Below are 17,607 nucleotides of genomic sequence, written 5' to 3' on the forward strand. Positions count from 1 at the left end.
TTTTTTAATTTTTTACAAAGACTTCTAGCCATGGAAGACGCTGTTTCCGCCTGAAAACAAGGAAGGGAACTTTTTATTTTTAATGTAAAAATATGGGTTCAGGTGCTCGTTTAACCGAATAAACTTGCTATTTTTGATGAAGTAATTAATTGTTGAATAGTTTGTCTCATCTTCGATAATTCATGAAGATTTCCCATGCAGAAAAGTATTAAACGAAATATTTTTGTAGCCGCTACATATGCTGCAGTATTGCTTCTTGGCTTGCTGTTGGGACAAAATTATGCCGAGGAGCAGGGGAGCAACCAAAAAACAACCTTTTCTAGTCTACGCTCGAATGGCAACTCGGATAAATTACAATATCTCATTCAATTAATTGCTGAGAATTACGTTGATAATGTCAGTATAGATACCGTTCAAGACGAAGCCATTGAACATGTCGTATCCCGTTTAGATCCTTTCTCCACCTTTTTAAGACCGAATCAAGTGCTTGCAAAGCAGGAAACGCTTGAAGGAACATTTGATGGTATCGGTGTGGAGTATTTCCGTCTGAAAGATACGCTACTTGTTGTTGGAATGGTTGCTGCTGGTCCCGCTGAAAAAGCAGGTATGCGTATCGGCGACCGCATTTTAAAGATCGGGAATAAGGATCTTGTCGGAAGAAAGGTAACCGAGTCCGAAATTGAAAGGTTAATCCGTGGAAAGAAAGGAACAGCTGTATTGATTGCTATTCAACGTAATGGAGTGGTAATGGCCAATCCAATAAAAGTCATTCGCGATCAGGTAAATGTTTCCAGCTTAGATGCATCCTATATGATCGCTCCGAAAACAGCTTATGTGAAAATTCGGAGATTTGGGCATAAGACAGCAGACGAATTCAGACAGTCGCTCATAGATTTACGGAAAAGTGGGGCGCAGGATCTTATTTTGGATCTGCGTAACAATGGTGGTGGATTTGTCCATACGGCGATTGATCTGGCGGGGCAATTTTTTAAAGAAAAAAGATTGTTAATGTATACTGAGGGTGCCAATGAGCTGCGCCAGGATTTCTATTCGGAGAAAGCTGGCGATTTTGGTGATGGCCGTGTCATTGTGCTAATCAATGAAAGTACGGCATCAGCAAGCGAAATCTTGAGCGGTGCTCTTCAGGATCTGGATCGGGCAACGATTGTCGGCCGCAGGTCCTATGGTAAAGGCTTAGTACAAGAACAATTTGACTTTTCGGATGGCTCTGCAATTAATCTGACCGTCGCTCGCTATTATACCCCTCTTGGAAGATGCATTCAGCGAAAATACACACGCGCCAATTTTGATGCTGCGAAATACATGACAGGCTTCGATCTATGGACGATGGACACTGAATTCAGCCAAAAAGAAATGTTTACCACCAGCAAAGGGAAACTTGTTTTTGGTGGTGGTGGTATTCTTCCGGATGTTACTATTCCGATTGACACCAACGAAACCAGTGCCAAATACCGCGAGATATTTCATTCCAATGCGATCGAAGAATTTGTTTATGATCGCTTCACGAAACATTTGCCCGCATATTCTATAGAGAATTTTATTAGCGGTTACCACTTACCGACAACAGAATTTGATCTATTTATTTCATATCTCAACAGTCAGAAGCGGATTTCGGTCACCGCCAAAGAAGCAAAAAACTTACATGATTTGATTCAATCCGATATCGAAGCCTTGGTCGGTCGCTATTATTTTGGTCGTGAGGCCTATTATAAAATCAAAAATCGAAGGGATAAATTTATTGAAATAGGACTTAAAACATTAGGTTATCAGATGCCTAAAGTTTAAGCCTAAGATCAGACCATACTGGGTAATGATCCGATAATTTCTGTTTGACAATTTGATAATTCATTACCTGAAATTTCTGGCTAGCAAAAATATAGTCGATCTGAAAGATCGGTAGGAGGGCATGATGGGTCACTCCCCAGCCGTTACCTTTCTCCTTAAACGCATTGTACAAACCATCTCCGATTAAATTGACCGAGTAGCTCATTGGCGTATCGTTGAAATCACCTACGGCAATATAAGGATATTGACATTCGTTCATGTGCTTCTTTAACGAATGCGCCTGTTCGCTGCGTAGCTCGAAGGCATTCTTAAGTTTGCGGCTCAATTTACGGGTCCTCGAATTATCGGATTCATTATTATTGGACAGGTTTTGGATAAATTCCTTGTCTTCATTTTGCAGCGCAAAAGAACGTAGATGTATATTGTAGATGCGGATCAGGGTGTCCTGCTTTTTGATATCAACATAACTAATCCGGTTGATTCCGTAATCGTTGTCTCTGATGGTTCCTGAATCATAGATTGGGAAACGCGAAAGAACAGCCATTCCATAGGCCTCATAATCGTTTTTAGAGCTCGGTTCAAAGAAAAAATAGTCATATCCCAATTTATCTTTGAATTCCTCAGAGAAAACATGTTTTCCCTTAATCTTGCTAATATATTCCTGAAAGCAGATCACATCAGGAGAGATGCTGTCAATAATGCGGACAACGTCGGCTTTGAAGTTCTTTTTCTCATCGTTTACCTTCTTGAACAGATGAGCATTGAAAGTCATGATGCGAAGCGTACGTACCTCCGATGATACAGGGGCATTCTCTTTGCGAATATTCCAATGCTTAGTTAAAAAAGGCCACCCAATGAGGATCGTTATGAGCGAATAAAGCGCAATTTTCCGTTTGCGGAGTAGCCAATAAAAGATAAATCCAATATTGATAAGGAGGATCGGAAGGTAGCCTAAGCCCATAAATGCAATCGGCCAAAAGGATTTGGGATTAATGAAGGTCGCCGAATAACTCATAAGTAAAGCAACGATCGCAAGCATATTTGCCAGGAACATTGTTTTACTGATAAAGCCCAGTTTTCTCCTTAAAAATGTCCTTCTATCCATCAACCTTGTCACCACTATTGCTTGCCCTAAAGAGCGTTTCTTTTTCATGGTTCGTTAGACTGTCGTAGCCAGAAATAGAAATTTTATCTAAGATAGCATCGATTTCATCCTGATTGGGTAAGTCATAACGATGTTTCCGATTTGTCGGTATATTGTTACCCACAACGACTTTCATTTTTGCAGGCTTCTGTTGTTTTTTCTGAAAAATTGTAGACCAGTCCATCCCCGATTTTAGCGCATAAGTGAAGCCCATTCCAAAAAGGACAACAGCAAAATACGAAATGGCAGCAGGTCGATTCGTCATCGTAAGGGCAAGAAATTCTAGGCCAAAATAGACAATGGCCACTAAGTTTAGCTTGATGTTACCCAAAAGCAAAAGCCGTAGCTCATACTTGGGAACCAAAGTCACAATCGCGGCTAATACCGCTGCCAAGGGGAGAGAACCTCCCATGAGCTGTAAGTTACTTGGCATGGGAATAAGTGACCCAAAGCCCATATAGAGCACGCTGCCGAGCAGCCATGAGGCAATATAGACAAACAGAAATTGCCGGGTGTTTAAGAAGGTAAAGAAGATCTGACCGACCCAATAGAGCCAAAGACTATCAAAAAGTATGGTCCAAAGCTTGACGTAAACGAAATTCGATGTAACCAATGACCATGGTTGTGCAATAAAACTTGAGAAATTACTCGGTAAACTTAATAGACGCACCGTAGGTTCCAAAAAGCTTTGTGGTACAATTTTTAATTCGAAGAGTAGGTCTAAAAAATAAATGAGGACAAATAAACAAACCTGGATACTGATCACCAAAGGTACGGGCGAGCCAGTTTTATAGGTTTGTCTCCAAAAATCTTTTAAACCGATGTTATTCATTGCGCACGATATTAATAAATTCCTTTTCTAATCTTCCACAGTTTAAGCAGTAGATAGCCAAATAGTGCACCACCGACGTGAGCCAGGTGAGCCACAGAATCTCCTGGTCTAGATAAGCTCATGTATATTTCGATGAGGATAAATCCACCGATCATATACTTCGCTTTGACTGGTACAGGAATAAACAAAAATTGAAGCGGTATGTTTGGAAAAAGGTAGGCAAATGCCAATAGTACGCCATAAATAGCTCCCGAAGCACCCAACATTGGAATGAGGTAGGTTAATGCTTCGTTGTTCCCGGTATTGGCCATGGAAATAAGTTCGTTCCCGCTCATGCCATGTAGCGGAGCGAAAGAACCCGTCGCATTATAAAGTTGTATGCCATTCACAGCTGTATAAAGGAACCAAGCGCCAATTCCTGAGACCAGGTAGAAATTTAAAAAACGTTTTGACCCAAGCACCTGCTCAATCATAGGACCGAACATGACCAGGGAAAACATATTGAAGAAGATATGGGTAATATTGTTTTTGTCATGCATAAACATATGCGTGATCACTTGCCAGATTTTAAAATATGGCGAGTCCGGGTAATAGACCGCAAGATAATCATATGCTACAGGTACAAGTTGAGATCCAATATAAAATATAATATTGATGATCAATAAATTCTTGATAACAGGTGTCAGTTGTGGAAACATATATTTTATCTTCTAATTTTTACCAAATTTTTCCGCTAATTCTTGCAATGTAAATGTTACAATTACAGGATTTCCATAGATGGAGATATTGGGTGAGTGACAAGCAAAAAGTCTGTCCACAAGCTCTGCCATTGCTGTATTGTCCAATGCGGTGCCAGGTTTAATGGCTGCATTACGGGCAAGGCTTTTTGCGAGATTTTCGCGCTTAGCGAGCTTATACTCAGATTGATTGTTTTTGTAATCCTCCAATATTTTCTCAATCATCTTTATTTCGTCGAATCCTGTCCCTAAATCTGCAGGAATTCCGTCAATAATATAGGAATTTTTTCCAAATTCACGAATTTGAAAGCCTAAGCCGTTGATGTCCTCCAAGAGGTCCTTCATTAACTCATTATCCGCAGCATTCAGATCCAAAGTCTGGGGAAACAAACTTTGCTGACTTAGACCTTTATGTTGGTCCAGCTGTGAAAGAAATTGCTCAAAGAGAATACGTTCATGTGCCGCTTGTTGATCGATCAGGATAAATCCGGAGTGGATCTGCGAAACAATATATTTATTATGCAGCTGGAAAAAGAGCTTCGACGATGATTTATCTTCAACCTGGATGATCTGTGGGTCATCGGTACGTAATTCCGGCTCATCATGCAATGGTAACTGAACAGATTCCTCCTTTTCGACGATTTGATACAAAGAATCCCAATTGCTAGGTATGCCACCTGTTTTCTTGTTAAGTCCTTCAGCGTAGCTTTCTGAACGGGTGTAGCTCGAATTGGATTTCGATTTGTCTGTATCAAAAGGGTTGAAGTCCGGATTAAAGGTAACTGTTGGAGCGATTATTTCATCCAATGCCTTTTTTGTAATTAGATTGGTGAAGCTAGTTTCCTGTTCAAAATCCAAGGATGGCATGATGTTGTACCGTCCCAATGATCTTTTTACGGCTGAACGGATAATTGCATAAATGGCTTTATCGTCCTCATACTTAATTTCAGTCTTGGTCGGATGCACGTTGATATCAATGCGTGCAGGATCTATGTCGATAAATAAGACATAGAAAGGAAATGTTTCTGCCTGCAGAATATCTTCATAGGCGTTCATGACAGCGTGGTGCAGGTATGGATCACGCACAAAGCGTTTGTTGACAAAGAAAAACTGTTCACCACGAGTTTTTTTCGCAAACTCAGGTTTCCCCACAAAGCCCTCTACCTTGATGATGGATGTATCTTCTTCCACAGGGACAAGACGCTGATTGTAATTGTTTCCGAATATATGGACAATACGTTGTTTTAGTGTCTCTGCCGGCAAATGGTAGATTTCATTTCCGTCGCTATGTAAGGTTAGGAAAATCTGTGGGTTCGATAAAGCAATACGTTGAAATTCATCAATGATATGACGCATTTCTACCGAGTTGCTCTTTAGGAAGTTTCTCCGTGCAGGAATATTGTAAAAAAGATTTTTAACTAAAATATTTGTCCCGGCAGCAACAGCTTCGGGGTATTGGTTGACAACTTTTGATCCCTCTATTTCAACGACTGTACCTAGCTCATCTTCAATACGGCGTGTTTTGAGTTCGACCTGTGCAATTGCGGCAATGGATGCCATCGCCTCACCACGGAAACCCATTGTACGAATAGCAAATAAGTCTTCAGCTTTACGGATTTTTGATGTTGCGTGGCGCTCAAAACAAAGGCGAGCATCAGTTACGCTCATACCACAACCATTGTCAATGACTTGAATCAACGACTTGCCTGCATCTTTAACAATAAGTTTTATTTTGTCAGCTCCAGCATCAATAGCATTCTCAATCAATTCTTTAATTGCAGACGCTGGTCGCTGCACCACTTCTCCCGCCGCAATCTGATTAGCAACATTATCTGGAAGTAATTGAATAATATCCGACATATAATACAAAGTTAAGAAATATCCATGTTTGCAGCGTATAAACACTGACGAAAATCAATCGGACATTCCACATGTTCTTTAAAAACAAAAGCGTGTAATGCGTTCATTTATACAAATGAAAATGGAATAGCAACGACCAACTGTTTACAGCCGCAAAGAACCTGTAAACGTGTTTAGTCATTAAATATGACGCTTCCCAGTTGACGTCAAAGTCAGTGTGCGTTGTCTAACACCTGTGTAAAACACAGCTGATATCGAGCTGGAAAAATATTCCCTTCGCAATAACCGAGCCACCCTACGAACAGAAACCGCATAATTCGCAGCTGCTGTTTTGTTGATATTACATTTCCAGTTTTAAGAAACGTGCCGTTTCGCTTTTGTTATTTTTAATTAAGTTTTCAGGTGTTCCTTCAAATAGGACCTGACCACCCTCTTTACCACCTTCGGGACCGATATCAATGACCCAATCTGCCGATTTAACAACATCAAGATTGTGCTCGATGATCAAAACGGTATTTCCACGTCCGACCAAGCGATTGATAACGCCCATAAGGACATTGACATCTTCAAAGTGTAGTCCTGTAGTCGGTTCGTCAAGGATATAAAATGTATTTCCAGTATCTTTTTTAGAAAGTTCGGTAGCTAATTTTACCCGTTGAGCCTCACCTCCCGATAATGTTGTGGAGGATTGACCTAAGGTGATGTAGCCCAAACCTACATCCTGCAGTGTTTTGATCTTTCGATAGATACTCGGGACGTTCTCAAAGAAATCCACAGCATCGTTGATACTCATATCAAGTACATCGGAGATGGATTTTCCTTTATACCGTACTTCTAAAGTTTCTCGGTTATAGCGTTTTCCGTGGCATGTTTCACAAGGAACCTGTACATCGGGAAGGAAATTCATCTCAATGACTTTCAATCCGGCCCCTTGACAGGTTTCACAACGGCCGCCTTTGACATTGAAGGAAAAGCGTCCTGGTTTATAGCCCCTGATCTTAGCTTCTGGCAATTGAACAAACAAGGTTCTGATATCCGAAAATACGCCTGTATAGGTGGACGGATTGGATCGTGGTGTACGGCCGATAGGACTTTGGTCGATCTCGATGACTTTATCAATATGTTCTAATCCTTCAATTTTTTTGAAAGGAAGCGGAGTGGCTTTGGCTCTGAAAAAATGTTTATTCAGAATCGGATATAATGTTCCCGTGATTAAGCTGGATTTGCCCGAACCCGAAACCCCCGAAACAACAATGAGTTTTCCTAATGGAAAAGAGACAGACAGATTTTTTAAGTTATGTCCCGTTGCGCCATGTAATGATAATGTTTTTCCATTGCCCTCACGACGTTTCTCCGGAATCTTAACCTCTTTTGTTCCGTTGAGGTATGCCGCTGTCAGAGAGTCTGATTTTAGGATTTCTGCTGGGGTACCTTCGGCAACTACTGTACCGCCGTGAACCCCTGCTGCAGGACCCATGTCAATAACATGGTCCGCATGTAGGATCATGTCTTTATCATGTTCGACAACAAGGACCGAATTGCCAATATCGCGTAGGTTTTTGAGGGCATTGATCAACCGTTCATTGTCTCGCTGATGAAGTCCGATACTCGGCTCATCCAGAATATAAAGTACATTCACCAGTTGGGAACCAATCTGTGTTGCCAGACGGATCCGTTGTGCCTCCCCTCCGGAAAGTGTTTTAGCAGTACGATCCAAGGTGAGGTAATTTAAACCTACGTCCAGCAAGAACCCTAAGCGTGCGCGGATTTCCTTTAAAATCTCTGTTGCAATAATAAGCTGGCGTTCATCAAGTTTGCTTTCTACCTGATCAAACCACTCCTTGATCGATGTAATATCCATCGTGGAGAGCTCATGGATGTTTTTATCCGCTATTTTAAAATGTAAAGATTCTTTTTTCAAACGCGCTCCCGCACAGGTTGGGCAGGTGACTTTCGTCCTGAAATCATCTAAAGAAGGGGCTTCATCCGAAGATTTTCCGGAAAACTCTTCCAGCATCTTAAAGATTCCTTCAAATTCAACACGATATTCTCGTGTGCCATAACTGCCATAAGATACTGTTACAACGATAGGCTCTTCCTTATTGCCAAATAAAAGCTGGTCAATCTGTTCTTCATTGAGCTTTTCAAGCGGCGTTGAAATGGTAAAATCTAATTTTTTTGCGACAGCCTTCAAGACTTCTGAAGTCCAGTTCTCCCGGGTAGGTCCCAAAGGGGCTAAACCCCCTTTTTGAATACTGAGTTTTTTGTCTGGAATAACCGCATTTTTATCAATTTCAAAAATATAGCCTAATCCATCACATGTTGGACAGGCACCATAAGGCGAGTTGAATGAGAAAGTGTTGGGCTGCGGTTCATCATAAGAGATACCCGATTCAGCATCCATGAGATAACGGCTGTAGAATTGCTCCTGATTATCCTTGGTGGAGACCTTGATAATACCTTTGGCAGTTTTCATCGCCTGCATAACCGAAGTCTGTAGGCGCTTTTTATCTTCACGCTCTACTTTCAAACGATCCACGACGATCTCAATATCGTGAATTTTATAGCGGTCTACTTGCATTTTAGGAACAAGGTCCAAGATCTCTCCATCCACGCGCACCTTCACATAACCTTGTTTACGGATTTGCTCAAACAATTCCCGGTAGTGACCTTTACGGCCTTTAACCACTGGAGCCAAGATATTTAAAGCCTGCCCTTCAAATTCAGTCAAAATACGTTCGATAACCTGATCGTCCGACATACGCTCCATTTTCTTACCGGTCACATAGGAGAAAGCTTCCCCCGCTCGGGCAAATAGTAGACGCATAAAATCATACACCTCGGTAATGGTTCCAACAGTGGACCTGGGGTTTTTGCTGGTGGTTTTCTGCTCAATGGAGATCACTGGACTTAAGCCCGAGATCTTGTCCACATCCGGACGTTCCATGCCGCCCAAAAATTGACGGCTGTAGGCACTGAATGTCTCCATATACCGACGTTGTCCTTCAGCATAAATGGTGTCAAAAGCCAAAGAAGACTTTCCGCTGCCACTTAAACCTGTAATAACAACCAATTCATTTCTCGGAAAAGAAACATCTATATTTTTTAGATTATGCGCACGCGCTCCAAATACCTGAACTTCACTTTGTTCGCCCAAATCTGGGCTTCTTTTTACTGCCATGAAAACTCCTTAAAGTCCCTGTTGAGGGATAAAATGCAAAACATGCAAAATTACAGATTTTAAAGGAATTATGCGAGCCAATCTGACTTTTGGAATAAAATGTGATATACAAGTGATTTAAAAAAATAATGTACCTTGCACAGTAAATCTAAATTTATGCGAAAATACGACGTCAGCAAACAAGAGAAACAATCGATCGACGATATTGTCCAATTTTGGAAGAAAGAAAACCTGTTGGATGAACAAAAAGCGAACGAGCTGATGGATAGTTTGGACGTAAAAAGTTTTGACTGGGGACAACTGGCGAGATATGCTTTTTGGATTGCCTTGGCTTCTTTGGTCTTTGCTGTTTTTTCGTTGTTTACAGATGCATCATTCTTGGCCTTTGTCGATACACTTTACGAAGCGCCTAATATCCTATTTTGCTTCTTTTTTGCTGCTGTGGCCGTATTATTCTATACGCTGGGTTTTCGGTATAAGAAACGATATCCTTATAAAAATCTATCCACTGAAACGATGATGCTGATTGGGGTTTTTGGAACAGCAGCCTGCATCGGATTTATGGGTAAAGTATTGGATAAAGATACGATGCATTATTCCTTGTTATTTTTACTCTCTGTTGCAATTTATGGCTTTCTTGCTGTTAAGCTTGACAGTAAACTGATTTGGACCTTTATGCTTTTGGCTTTGGGGGTATGGTTTGCGACCGAGACGGCCTACCATAGCAATTGGGGCTTTAAGTTTTGGGGAATGAATTACCCACTTCGTTTTACCATCTTCGGAGCGCTGCTCACCGCTTTGGCCGTTTGGGTTCAACCGCGGTTCGAACGCCTGCAAATCTTTCAGCCTATCAGTTATATTGTAGGGTTGATCTACCTGATGGTCTCCTTGTGGACCCTATCTATTTTTGGGAATTATGCTGATTTCTATGAATGGACGACAGTACGTCAATACCATATGTTCTATTGGGGTATTTTATCCACTGCCGTGTCGGCATTCTTGGTTGTCTACGGCTTAAAGGCTAAAGATAATGTAAGCAGGGAAGTGGGATTTGTATTTTTAGTACTTAATATCTATACCCGATATGTGGAGTATCTCTGGGATAATATCAATAGAGCCGTATTCTTTTTAATTTTAGCGGTGTCCTTTTGGTTTGTCGGTCGTTGGGCAGAGAAATTATGGAACAAGCGGAAAGAAGAGATTGCCGGATAATCCTTAAAATTGAATCGTAAATCCGACTGCTCTATGTGAACTGATACTAAGCTTGGGATCCAGGCTTAAGTATTTTCGGATTCGGGTAATAAAGACATCCATACTCCTTCCGGTAAAGAAATCTGCGTTTCCCCAGACCTTTTCAAGAATTTCTTCGCGTGTGACAAGTTGACCATTGTGTTGCGACAGAAATAGGAGAAGTTGCGATTCACGTTCAGTAAGCTTATATTGTTTCGAAGCATGGCTTAATAATAACTGTTCGGGATAGAAAATATACGTACCTATGGCAATCGATTTTGGGGTACTATTTTTCTGATTTCGCTTTAATATATTCTGTATGCGAAGTAACAGTTCTTCAGGATCACAAGGTTTGGTGATATAATCATCGGCACCGATTTTTAGTCCCGTGAGCTTATCTATTTTTTGCTCCTTGGCTGTTAAAAAGATAAATGGCAACGTGGGGTATAGGGCGTTGATTTCTTTGGCAAGGCTAAAACCACTAATTTGAGGCAGCATAACATCCAGTATAACCAGATCATAATCGGCTAGCTGCTGGAAATTTTCCGTAAGATCATTGGGCTGCGCTATCCAGTCTATGTTAAATGTGGATAGCTCAAGGTATTGCTTGAGCATAAAACCAAAATCTGGGTCATCTTCCACGAGTAGTATTTTGTTCATATGCTATTTTCAGTCGTTAATGTATTGATTATCTATTCCCTATTTTTTTTTTCGCTGATCATCCCTGCTGCTGATTATGATGTCTGTGATTGGATAGCAACGAGGGGCAGCTGAATTTTAAACGTAGTGCCTACATCGGGCTTGCTGGTTACTGTAAGCTGTCCGTGATAACGATCCACGATTGTCTTAACAAGAAAAAGACCGATTCCCAAACCTTTGCTGTCGTGAATATTGTCTTTCTGGATGCGGTAAAACTTGTCGAAAATATAAGGTAACTCCGACTCCGCCATGCCGTAACCATTATCCTGTATATAAATCGAGAGTTTACCTTTCTGATCCTCAAAAGAGATATTAATCCAAGTTGCACCATATTTTACGGCATTGTTCATCAGGTTTTGAAATAGTGTTGTCGCATCATTTAGGCTCAGGCATAATTTACCGTCAGGCAAGAGGCTTAATTGGAATGCGATAGCCGGATTGGTCAATTGAAAGTCTTCGAAAATAGCGTGTAGTTCTCTGTTGGTAATAGGATGCTGATCCCTTGTCTGAAGGTTCTCGCTCAGTGGGTTGAGGGTTTGTTCGAGACGATTTGCCTGACGTTCAATGACCGTTATGATATTGTCGTCTGTTGATTTCCGTAGTGTTTTAGCTGCAATCTTCAAGGTTGCGATTGGCGTTTTGAGCTCATGAGAAATATTGTCAACGACATCGTGTAGCACGCTGATCTGTTTCTGCTGTTTTCTGAGATTCTGAATGGTTCTATAAAAAAGCCAAAGGAAGGCGACAAGAATAAAAAGGGTGCTCAACAGAAGCGAAGTAAGTTCTTTGAATAATATCCAGTTGAGATTCGTCACCTCAAACGATGTCTTCCTATGTACAAGAAAGGTGTATAAGACTTCTTTGCTCTGGATGCTGTTTTCGATTTTCTGTGTTTCTGTTTTTTCTGTTATCCACTCGCTTGAGGAAAGTTCAACGGGCTGCCGAAAAGCTCCAGACGTTGTGTAGATGGTAATGGGACCCGCTGCGATCTGTTTTTCTAAGCTCTTGAAATAGATGCCCAAAATTTCTTTTTTCAGGATGACATCCATTCCAAGTGGCTGAAATAGACTGTCGACATATTGCGTTAGCCTCTGGGATGTTTTATGTGCATTTGCACTGTAAAGTCCTTTCAGTTTTTCAGCCGTAATCTCATTTTTAACCAATTTGATATAATAGTCTCTGGCAATGTCCTTACTCATTAAATCATCATCAAAAAGCTTGTCATTGTCATGAAGCTTGCCAAGCTTACTCTTCACAGTGGCAAAAATATCACGCTGTTTGAGCTGATAGGTATTATACAATTGATACCCCTGTATGCCGATAAGTACAGCAAAAAACAGCGTAAAGAGGACGATATAACTTTTGGGCTTCAATTCCATACACAAATATAACTGCTGACGGCTAAGATAATATACCTTAACGCAGCATTAACCCTTTGTTAACTATCATTTGCTTCAACTATAGGCACTTTTGAAGCATAGAATATCAGCGTATTAAATGGCCGCGGTTGTCAAATACGGATGACCACAAACTGGCCTATGTGTTACAAAACATAAATTCTAACAAATAGAATAATGCGGATAAGCTATACTAGAATTAAAAGACTAATTATTTGTACATGAAATTGATCCTATTTTTTCTGGCTTTCCCCTTGTTGCTTTCGGCACAGACCAAACAAATCGGGGGGCAAGTACAGGATGCAAACAAAATTGTGCTGGCGGGAGCGACCGTTATGCTATTGGATAGCAACTATCAGGAGATCCGGGAAGTAAAGACGGACCATTTTGGAAAATTTATACTTATGCTGGATCATCCTAGTGGCTACTATCTACGAACAACCTATCTAAACTTCAAATCTCAGGAACTTTTTTTTCACAGCGATACCATTTCACGCCCTTTCTTGCTTGAACTTCTTCCCGAAGCAAAGGTACTCGAAGAAGCACAAGTCGTCGGTCGCGCTCCTAGATTGATCCGCAAGTTGGACCGCTTGGAATTTAACGTTCAGAATTCAAATCTTTCAGCGCTCAACAGCTGGGACATTTTGAAGCGTACGCCATTGGTGATGGTGAATGGTGCGGATTTAATGGTCCGTGGAAACAAAAATATTGTTGTCCTCATTAATGACCGAAAAGTGATGCTCACGGGGGACGAACTGAAAACCTATCTGGAGAATACAGCAGGTAGCGACGTGCAATCGATAGAGGTTATTACCAATCCACCTGCAAAATATGAAGCTGAGGGAAGTACGATTATCAATATTAAACTTTCCAAATCCAACCTATATGGCTATAGAGGCACGGTGGTTGCATTGGCCGAAAAAAGCAGTACCTGGAAGCAACTGTTTGGACTAACCCAGTATTATAAAAATGAAAAATTCAATCTTCGAGGTACGTATAATTTCGGACGAGGGACTTACGCACGCTATGAAACGAATTATGTTTATTATCCAAATGAGCAAACCTCATGGGAAGGTGTCATGGATCGATTTGATACCAATAACAGTCAGAACAGCTATGTGTTTTCGATAGACTATACACCCGATACAACCTGGACGGTTAATGCTGGACTAAATGGATATTATGGACCGAAAACCTATGGGATTTATGAAGTGCCAACCGTTATATACGATAAAAATCATGTACAGGAGTCCAGTTATTTTACCACCAATGATCATCAACGATCGACAAAAACGAATAACCTCTACCTTCAGGTAACAAAGAAGCTTAATTCCAGGTGGAGCATAAATTGGTCATCCTACTTCACTGACAATCATTCGACAAATGATCAAGACGTGCTGACGGCACTGCGATTTAAGGGGGAGGAACCCACATATACCCGATTTATCAGTAATAATGGAAATAAAAATCGGCTTTTTTCTTCCCAGATAGATTTCACCGGAAAAATAAAGAAGCTGGGGCTGGAGTTTGGTGGAAAATTTAGCGATGTGAAAACGACGAGTACCCTTGCTTTCTTTGATGATGAATCAGGAGAGCTCGAGCAAAGGCCTGATAAGAGTAGTGTGTTTGATTACAAAGAACGTAATGTGGCTTTGTATGGCTCATTGGACTATGCCTGGAAAAAATGGAGCTGGAAAGCAGGTCTAAGGGGAGAATATACCGATTTGGAAGGTATTGTATCCGAACCAGCTGATATCAATAAGCGTGATTATTTTGTGCTCTTTCCGACATTTTACATGCAATATGCCTTGACTGACGATCAGCAGTTTGGTTTTTCCTATGGAAAGCGTATTAGTCGCCCAGCATACTCCTGGCTTAATCCGGCTAAGTCCTACTATAATCGCTTTTCCTATTTTCAGGGAGATCCACGTTTAAGGGCGACGATCGTTCATAACCTGAATCTGACCTGGACAAAAAACAACTGGAATATCGATTTATTCTACCGATTTGAGAAGTGGCCGAATATGGAAATTTCCCGCCAAGATAACAACAATCACCAACTTATTTTCCAATATACCAATATCAAGAAAGGACAAGGGGCAGGGATAGACTTAGGAAAGAGTTTTCAGCTGACCGGGCGCTGGGGATTGAATCTGCAGCTAGAGGGGATGTATAACCAGAATTACTTTATGGGTACTGATGACGTATTGCACAAGAATGATGTGTATATCGGCAACGGAAACGTAAGCACCAACTATGTGCTGAATAAGGATGCCGGTTGGAACCTTGAACTGGTTAATACATTTACATCACCCACGATACAGGGGCCATTTCATATTACAGGGTATTCAAGTACCTATGTGATGACAAATCGAAAATTCTTTAAAAAGAAATTTGAAGTGAATCTCTCATTTATGGACATTTTCAAAACAGAAAAAATGACGATATCATCCAAATATGGTGACCAAAACAACTTTTATAAAGATTACCGCGATACTAGAAAGGTGAATCTAACGCTGCGGTATCATTTTGGAAACCAGAAAGTCAAGAGCAGCAATCAGCCCACAAGAACAGAAGAGCAGAACCGCTTGTAATTCGGTTAATTTTGGCAAAGTCAAATCCTGCTGCAGATTCTATTTCCTTGGTTATATTCTCCATACGCCTGTAAAAGAGAATAAATACCGCATGGATCAAAAACAATAATCCTCCACATGCGATGTGGAGGATTATCAGATGCAAGGAAAGTATTTCTTAGTTTATTTTCAGTGAATACGTGATATTAATACCGCCAGCGGCAAGCATATCGTGTACTGAACAATATTTTTTAACAGCTAATTCAGCTGCTTTGGCTGCTTTTACTTCATCAATTTCACCTTTTAGGAAAAAATTAATGTGAATATCTGTAAATACTTGAGGAATTTCTTCGCGGCGTTTACCTTCCACTTCAACCTGGATATCGTCAATTTGCTGGCGTTGTTTTACCAGTATGCTATGGAGGTCAAAGACGCTGCAAGAACCCAGTGCCATTAAAACCAATTCCATTGGACGAACACCTTTTCCTTCACCGCCGATAGCTTCTGAACCATCGATGTTGACTTTCACGGGGGATAATTCACTGCTGGCTTCGAAATGCACAGCTTGGTTGACACGGTTTAATTTGATTTTCATCTTATTCTATTTTATTCTTTTTTGCTCGTTTAGGCTGTGGAACGTGAAACGAGTTTTTTTCTGTTCAATCTATACTAAACAAACTTAGATAAATTACCTTTTATATGCAATATAATTGCGTAGTATATAAAAGTAATTTATCGATCTCTCCTCTGCCTTTTGAGGAACTTATTTATAGAGGAAATATACAAAAAAGGCAGACGATTATTTGTCTGCCTTTTGTCAGTATGTTGATCACTGTTTATTTTGTGACGGTATCGGGCAGTTTGACACCGCGATATTTCGCTACATCAACTTGTGGAATCTTTGAGCCATATTTAGAATTGATGGCATTGATAAAGATGTTGGCCATTAGGGCGTTTCCAATTGGGGTTAAGTGAATACCATCTAAAGAGAATGCATTTCCGGTAATGTATTTTGCACTCACCGCTAGTCCGTTGATACGAACACCTCCTTTTACATTATTCAAGAATTCATGCACATCAGCTAAAGCTAGACCTTTTGAATTTGCAGCAGCTTTGATGGCTGCATTATACTCGTTGATGCGTTGTACGACCGTTGCTGTTTCGCTTACATCAAGCACGTATTTGTCTTCCACGGGGTTCAGTGGGTGTAAGCCGTACGGAATTTGTGCCGCATTTGGTTTCCCCAATAATCCTGTTGAAGAGAAAGGGAGCACAAAATAATCTCGATCAGTAGCTGCACGAGGACCTGACTTTGTTGCAATGTAGATATTTGTTACCGGTGTCGGCGGATTTGTTGCATTCACAGCTGCCAATAAAGCAGCACGGGTTACCGTCGTAAAATAAGGTGTTGCTGTTACATCTGGAATTGTGGCCAGTACGCCTTTTTGACCTCCTGCTGTTAATGTCGTTACATAGTTGCCCAATAAAGACGTGAAGAGCGCAGTAGAAGTCAATGTTGATGTTGGTCCATCTTCTACACCACCGTTAGTCGCCCAGCCTAAAGCATCGTTATTGCCTAAAGCAAAACTAAAGAAGGTATGGTTTTGCGTCGTTGAATAGGCAAAATATGTTTTCATCGCATCTGCGTCAGGTAGTAAGCGTTCGAAATACATGTTTCCAGCTTGGGATCCCACGCCAGCAGCAAAGGCCATATCCATACGCATGCCCGGTACGCCAAGGTTGTTAATCGGGTCGGTATATTTTGTCAATAATTTTGGTGAAGCAGAACGGTAGGCCAATTTATCCGTTACCTGTGCCGTTACTGGCTGGCCATTGACGAGCGCTGTAAGTGTAATATAACCAGAACCATTGGCTTGATCTTCACTGAAAAACGGCGATTTGAATTCACTACCACCGACTTGCTTTAGCTGTTCAGCAATTAAATTTGGATAGGCTACCTTTTGGCCCTCCAAGTAGAGTCCGCCATCGGCATAACCTGCTGTCAATGAATTTCCGATGGCAACATATTTTGAAAAATTAAGCGATCCAGCCGAAGGCGTATATTCGTCCAAGGTAGGTTTACATGAGGCGATCGCTAAAAGTGCTAACGCCGCAGCTATATAAAGTTTGTTTTTTTTCATCTTAGTC

At 41.0% G+C, this 17,607-nt stretch carries 12 protein-coding genes; 3 read left to right on the top strand and 9 right to left on the bottom strand.

From position 1 onward, the window contains the following. Nucleotides 1-195: 195 nt before the first annotated feature. Nucleotides 196-1,806: a S41 family peptidase gene (locus tag B3E92_RS15745; RefSeq protein ID WP_112375010.1), complete on the top strand. Its 1,611-nt coding sequence runs from the start codon at nucleotides 196-198 to the stop codon at nucleotides 1,804-1,806. On the opposite strand, the gene B3E92_RS15750 is transcribed toward B3E92_RS15745, so the two are convergent. From B3E92_RS15750 to uvrA, 5 genes are all read right to left on the bottom strand, one after another. Next, a complete protein-coding gene (locus tag B3E92_RS15750) occupies nucleotides 1,796-2,959 on the bottom strand; it encodes an endonuclease/exonuclease/phosphatase family protein (RefSeq protein ID WP_286897527.1) in 1,164 nt (387 codons plus the stop codon). The two genes, B3E92_RS15745 and B3E92_RS15750, sit on opposite strands and share 11 nt — an antisense overlap. Next, nucleotides 2,904-3,782, bottom strand: coding sequence for a rhomboid family intramembrane serine protease (locus B3E92_RS15755; RefSeq protein ID WP_286897528.1), 879 nt, complete (start codon nucleotides 3,780-3,782; stop codon nucleotides 2,904-2,906). Before B3E92_RS15755 ends, B3E92_RS15750 begins: the two co-directional genes overlap by 56 nt. Nucleotides 3,783-3,793: 11 nt before the next feature. Next, on the bottom strand, nucleotides 3,794-4,480 hold the full coding sequence (locus tag B3E92_RS15760) for a rhomboid family intramembrane serine protease (RefSeq protein ID WP_112375007.1): 687 nt from the start codon (nucleotides 4,478-4,480) through the stop codon (nucleotides 3,794-3,796). Between the two features lie 12 nt (nucleotides 4,481-4,492). Continuing rightward, a complete protein-coding gene (gene mutL, locus B3E92_RS15765; protein ID WP_112375006.1) occupies nucleotides 4,493-6,379 on the bottom strand; it encodes a DNA mismatch repair endonuclease MutL in 1,887 nt (628 codons plus the stop codon). 340 nt (nucleotides 6,380-6,719) lie between these two features. Continuing rightward, nucleotides 6,720-9,560, bottom strand: a complete 2,841-nt coding sequence (gene uvrA / locus B3E92_RS15770; protein WP_046673686.1) for an excinuclease ABC subunit UvrA — start codon at nucleotides 9,558-9,560, stop codon at nucleotides 6,720-6,722. 156 nt (nucleotides 9,561-9,716) lie between these two features. On the opposite strand from uvrA, the gene B3E92_RS15775 reads away from it, so the two are divergent. Next, on the top strand, nucleotides 9,717-10,772 hold the full coding sequence (locus B3E92_RS15775) for a hypothetical protein (protein ID WP_046673687.1): 1,056 nt from the start codon (nucleotides 9,717-9,719) through the stop codon (nucleotides 10,770-10,772). A gap of 3 nt (nucleotides 10,773-10,775) precedes the next feature. Here the strand turns inward: B3E92_RS15775 and B3E92_RS15780 are convergent, their stop codons facing one another. Both B3E92_RS15780 and B3E92_RS15785 read right to left on the bottom strand, forming a co-directional pair. Continuing rightward, complete coding sequence (locus B3E92_RS15780; RefSeq protein WP_046673688.1) at nucleotides 10,776-11,450, bottom strand: response regulator transcription factor; 675 nt, start codon at nucleotides 11,448-11,450, stop codon at nucleotides 10,776-10,778. Nucleotides 11,451-11,524: 74 nt separating this feature from the next. After that, on the bottom strand, nucleotides 11,525-12,868 hold the full coding sequence (locus B3E92_RS15785) for a sensor histidine kinase (RefSeq protein WP_112375005.1): 1,344 nt from the start codon (nucleotides 12,866-12,868) through the stop codon (nucleotides 11,525-11,527). A 239-nt stretch (nucleotides 12,869-13,107) separates the two neighbouring features. On the opposite strand from B3E92_RS15785, the gene B3E92_RS15790 reads away from it, so the two are divergent. Continuing rightward, the gene (locus tag B3E92_RS15790; RefSeq protein ID WP_070570245.1) at nucleotides 13,108-15,480 is read left to right on the top strand and encodes an outer membrane beta-barrel family protein; all 2,373 of its coding nucleotides are present in this window, start codon (nucleotides 13,108-13,110) and stop codon (nucleotides 15,478-15,480) included. Between the two features lie 157 nt (nucleotides 15,481-15,637). Here B3E92_RS15790 and B3E92_RS15795 read toward each other — a convergent pair whose 3' ends face one another. Both B3E92_RS15795 and B3E92_RS15800 read right to left on the bottom strand, forming a co-directional pair. Continuing rightward, the gene (locus tag B3E92_RS15795) at nucleotides 15,638-16,054 is read right to left on the bottom strand and encodes an OsmC family protein (protein WP_070570243.1); all 417 of its coding nucleotides are present in this window, start codon (nucleotides 16,052-16,054) and stop codon (nucleotides 15,638-15,640) included. 241 nt (nucleotides 16,055-16,295) lie between these two features. After that, entirely contained in the window at nucleotides 16,296-17,600 is a 1,305-nt protein-coding gene (locus B3E92_RS15800; RefSeq protein ID WP_286802888.1) for an SGNH/GDSL hydrolase family protein, read from the bottom strand. Nucleotides 17,601-17,607 lie beyond the last annotated feature (7 nt).

It is taken from the genome of Sphingobacterium sp. UBA6317, from assembly GCF_002440385.1.
Lineage (GTDB): Bacteria > Bacteroidota > Bacteroidia > Sphingobacteriales > Sphingobacteriaceae > Sphingobacterium > Sphingobacterium multivorum.

What these genes read in the sequence shown, in the direction of transcription:
- B3E92_RS15795 (WP_070570243.1), bottom strand. Translation starts at nt 16,054, where the DNA reads ATGAAAATCAAATTAAACCGTGTCAACCAAGCTGTGCATTTCGAAGCC.
- B3E92_RS15790 (WP_070570245.1), top strand. Translation starts at nt 13,108, where the DNA reads ATGAAATTGATCCTATTTTTTCTGGCTTTCCCCTTGTTGCTTTCGGCA.
- B3E92_RS15745 (WP_112375010.1), top strand. Translation starts at nt 196, where the DNA reads ATGCAGAAAAGTATTAAACGAAATATTTTTGTAGCCGCTACATATGCT.
- mutL (WP_112375006.1), bottom strand. Translation starts at nt 6,379, where the DNA reads ATGTCGGATATTATTCAATTACTTCCAGATAATGTTGCTAATCAGATT.
- B3E92_RS15780 (WP_046673688.1), bottom strand. Translation starts at nt 11,450, where the DNA reads ATGAACAAAATACTACTCGTGGAAGATGACCCAGATTTTGGTTTTATG.
- B3E92_RS15800 (WP_286802888.1), bottom strand. Translation starts at nt 17,600, where the DNA reads ATGAAAAAAAACAAACTTTATATAGCTGCGGCGTTAGCACTTTTAGCG.
- B3E92_RS15755 (WP_286897528.1), bottom strand. Translation starts at nt 3,782, where the DNA reads ATGAATAACATCGGTTTAAAAGATTTTTGGAGACAAACCTATAAAACT.
- uvrA (WP_046673686.1), bottom strand. Translation starts at nt 9,560, where the DNA reads ATGGCAGTAAAAAGAAGCCCAGATTTGGGCGAACAAAGTGAAGTTCAG.
- B3E92_RS15785 (WP_112375005.1), bottom strand. Translation starts at nt 12,868, where the DNA reads ATGGAATTGAAGCCCAAAAGTTATATCGTCCTCTTTACGCTGTTTTTT.
- B3E92_RS15775 (WP_046673687.1), top strand. Translation starts at nt 9,717, where the DNA reads ATGCGAAAATACGACGTCAGCAAACAAGAGAAACAATCGATCGACGAT.
- B3E92_RS15750 (WP_286897527.1), bottom strand. Translation starts at nt 2,959, where the DNA reads ATGAAAAAGAAACGCTCTTTAGGGCAAGCAATAGTGGTGACAAGGTTG.
- B3E92_RS15760 (WP_112375007.1), bottom strand. Translation starts at nt 4,480, where the DNA reads ATGTTTCCACAACTGACACCTGTTATCAAGAATTTATTGATCATCAAT.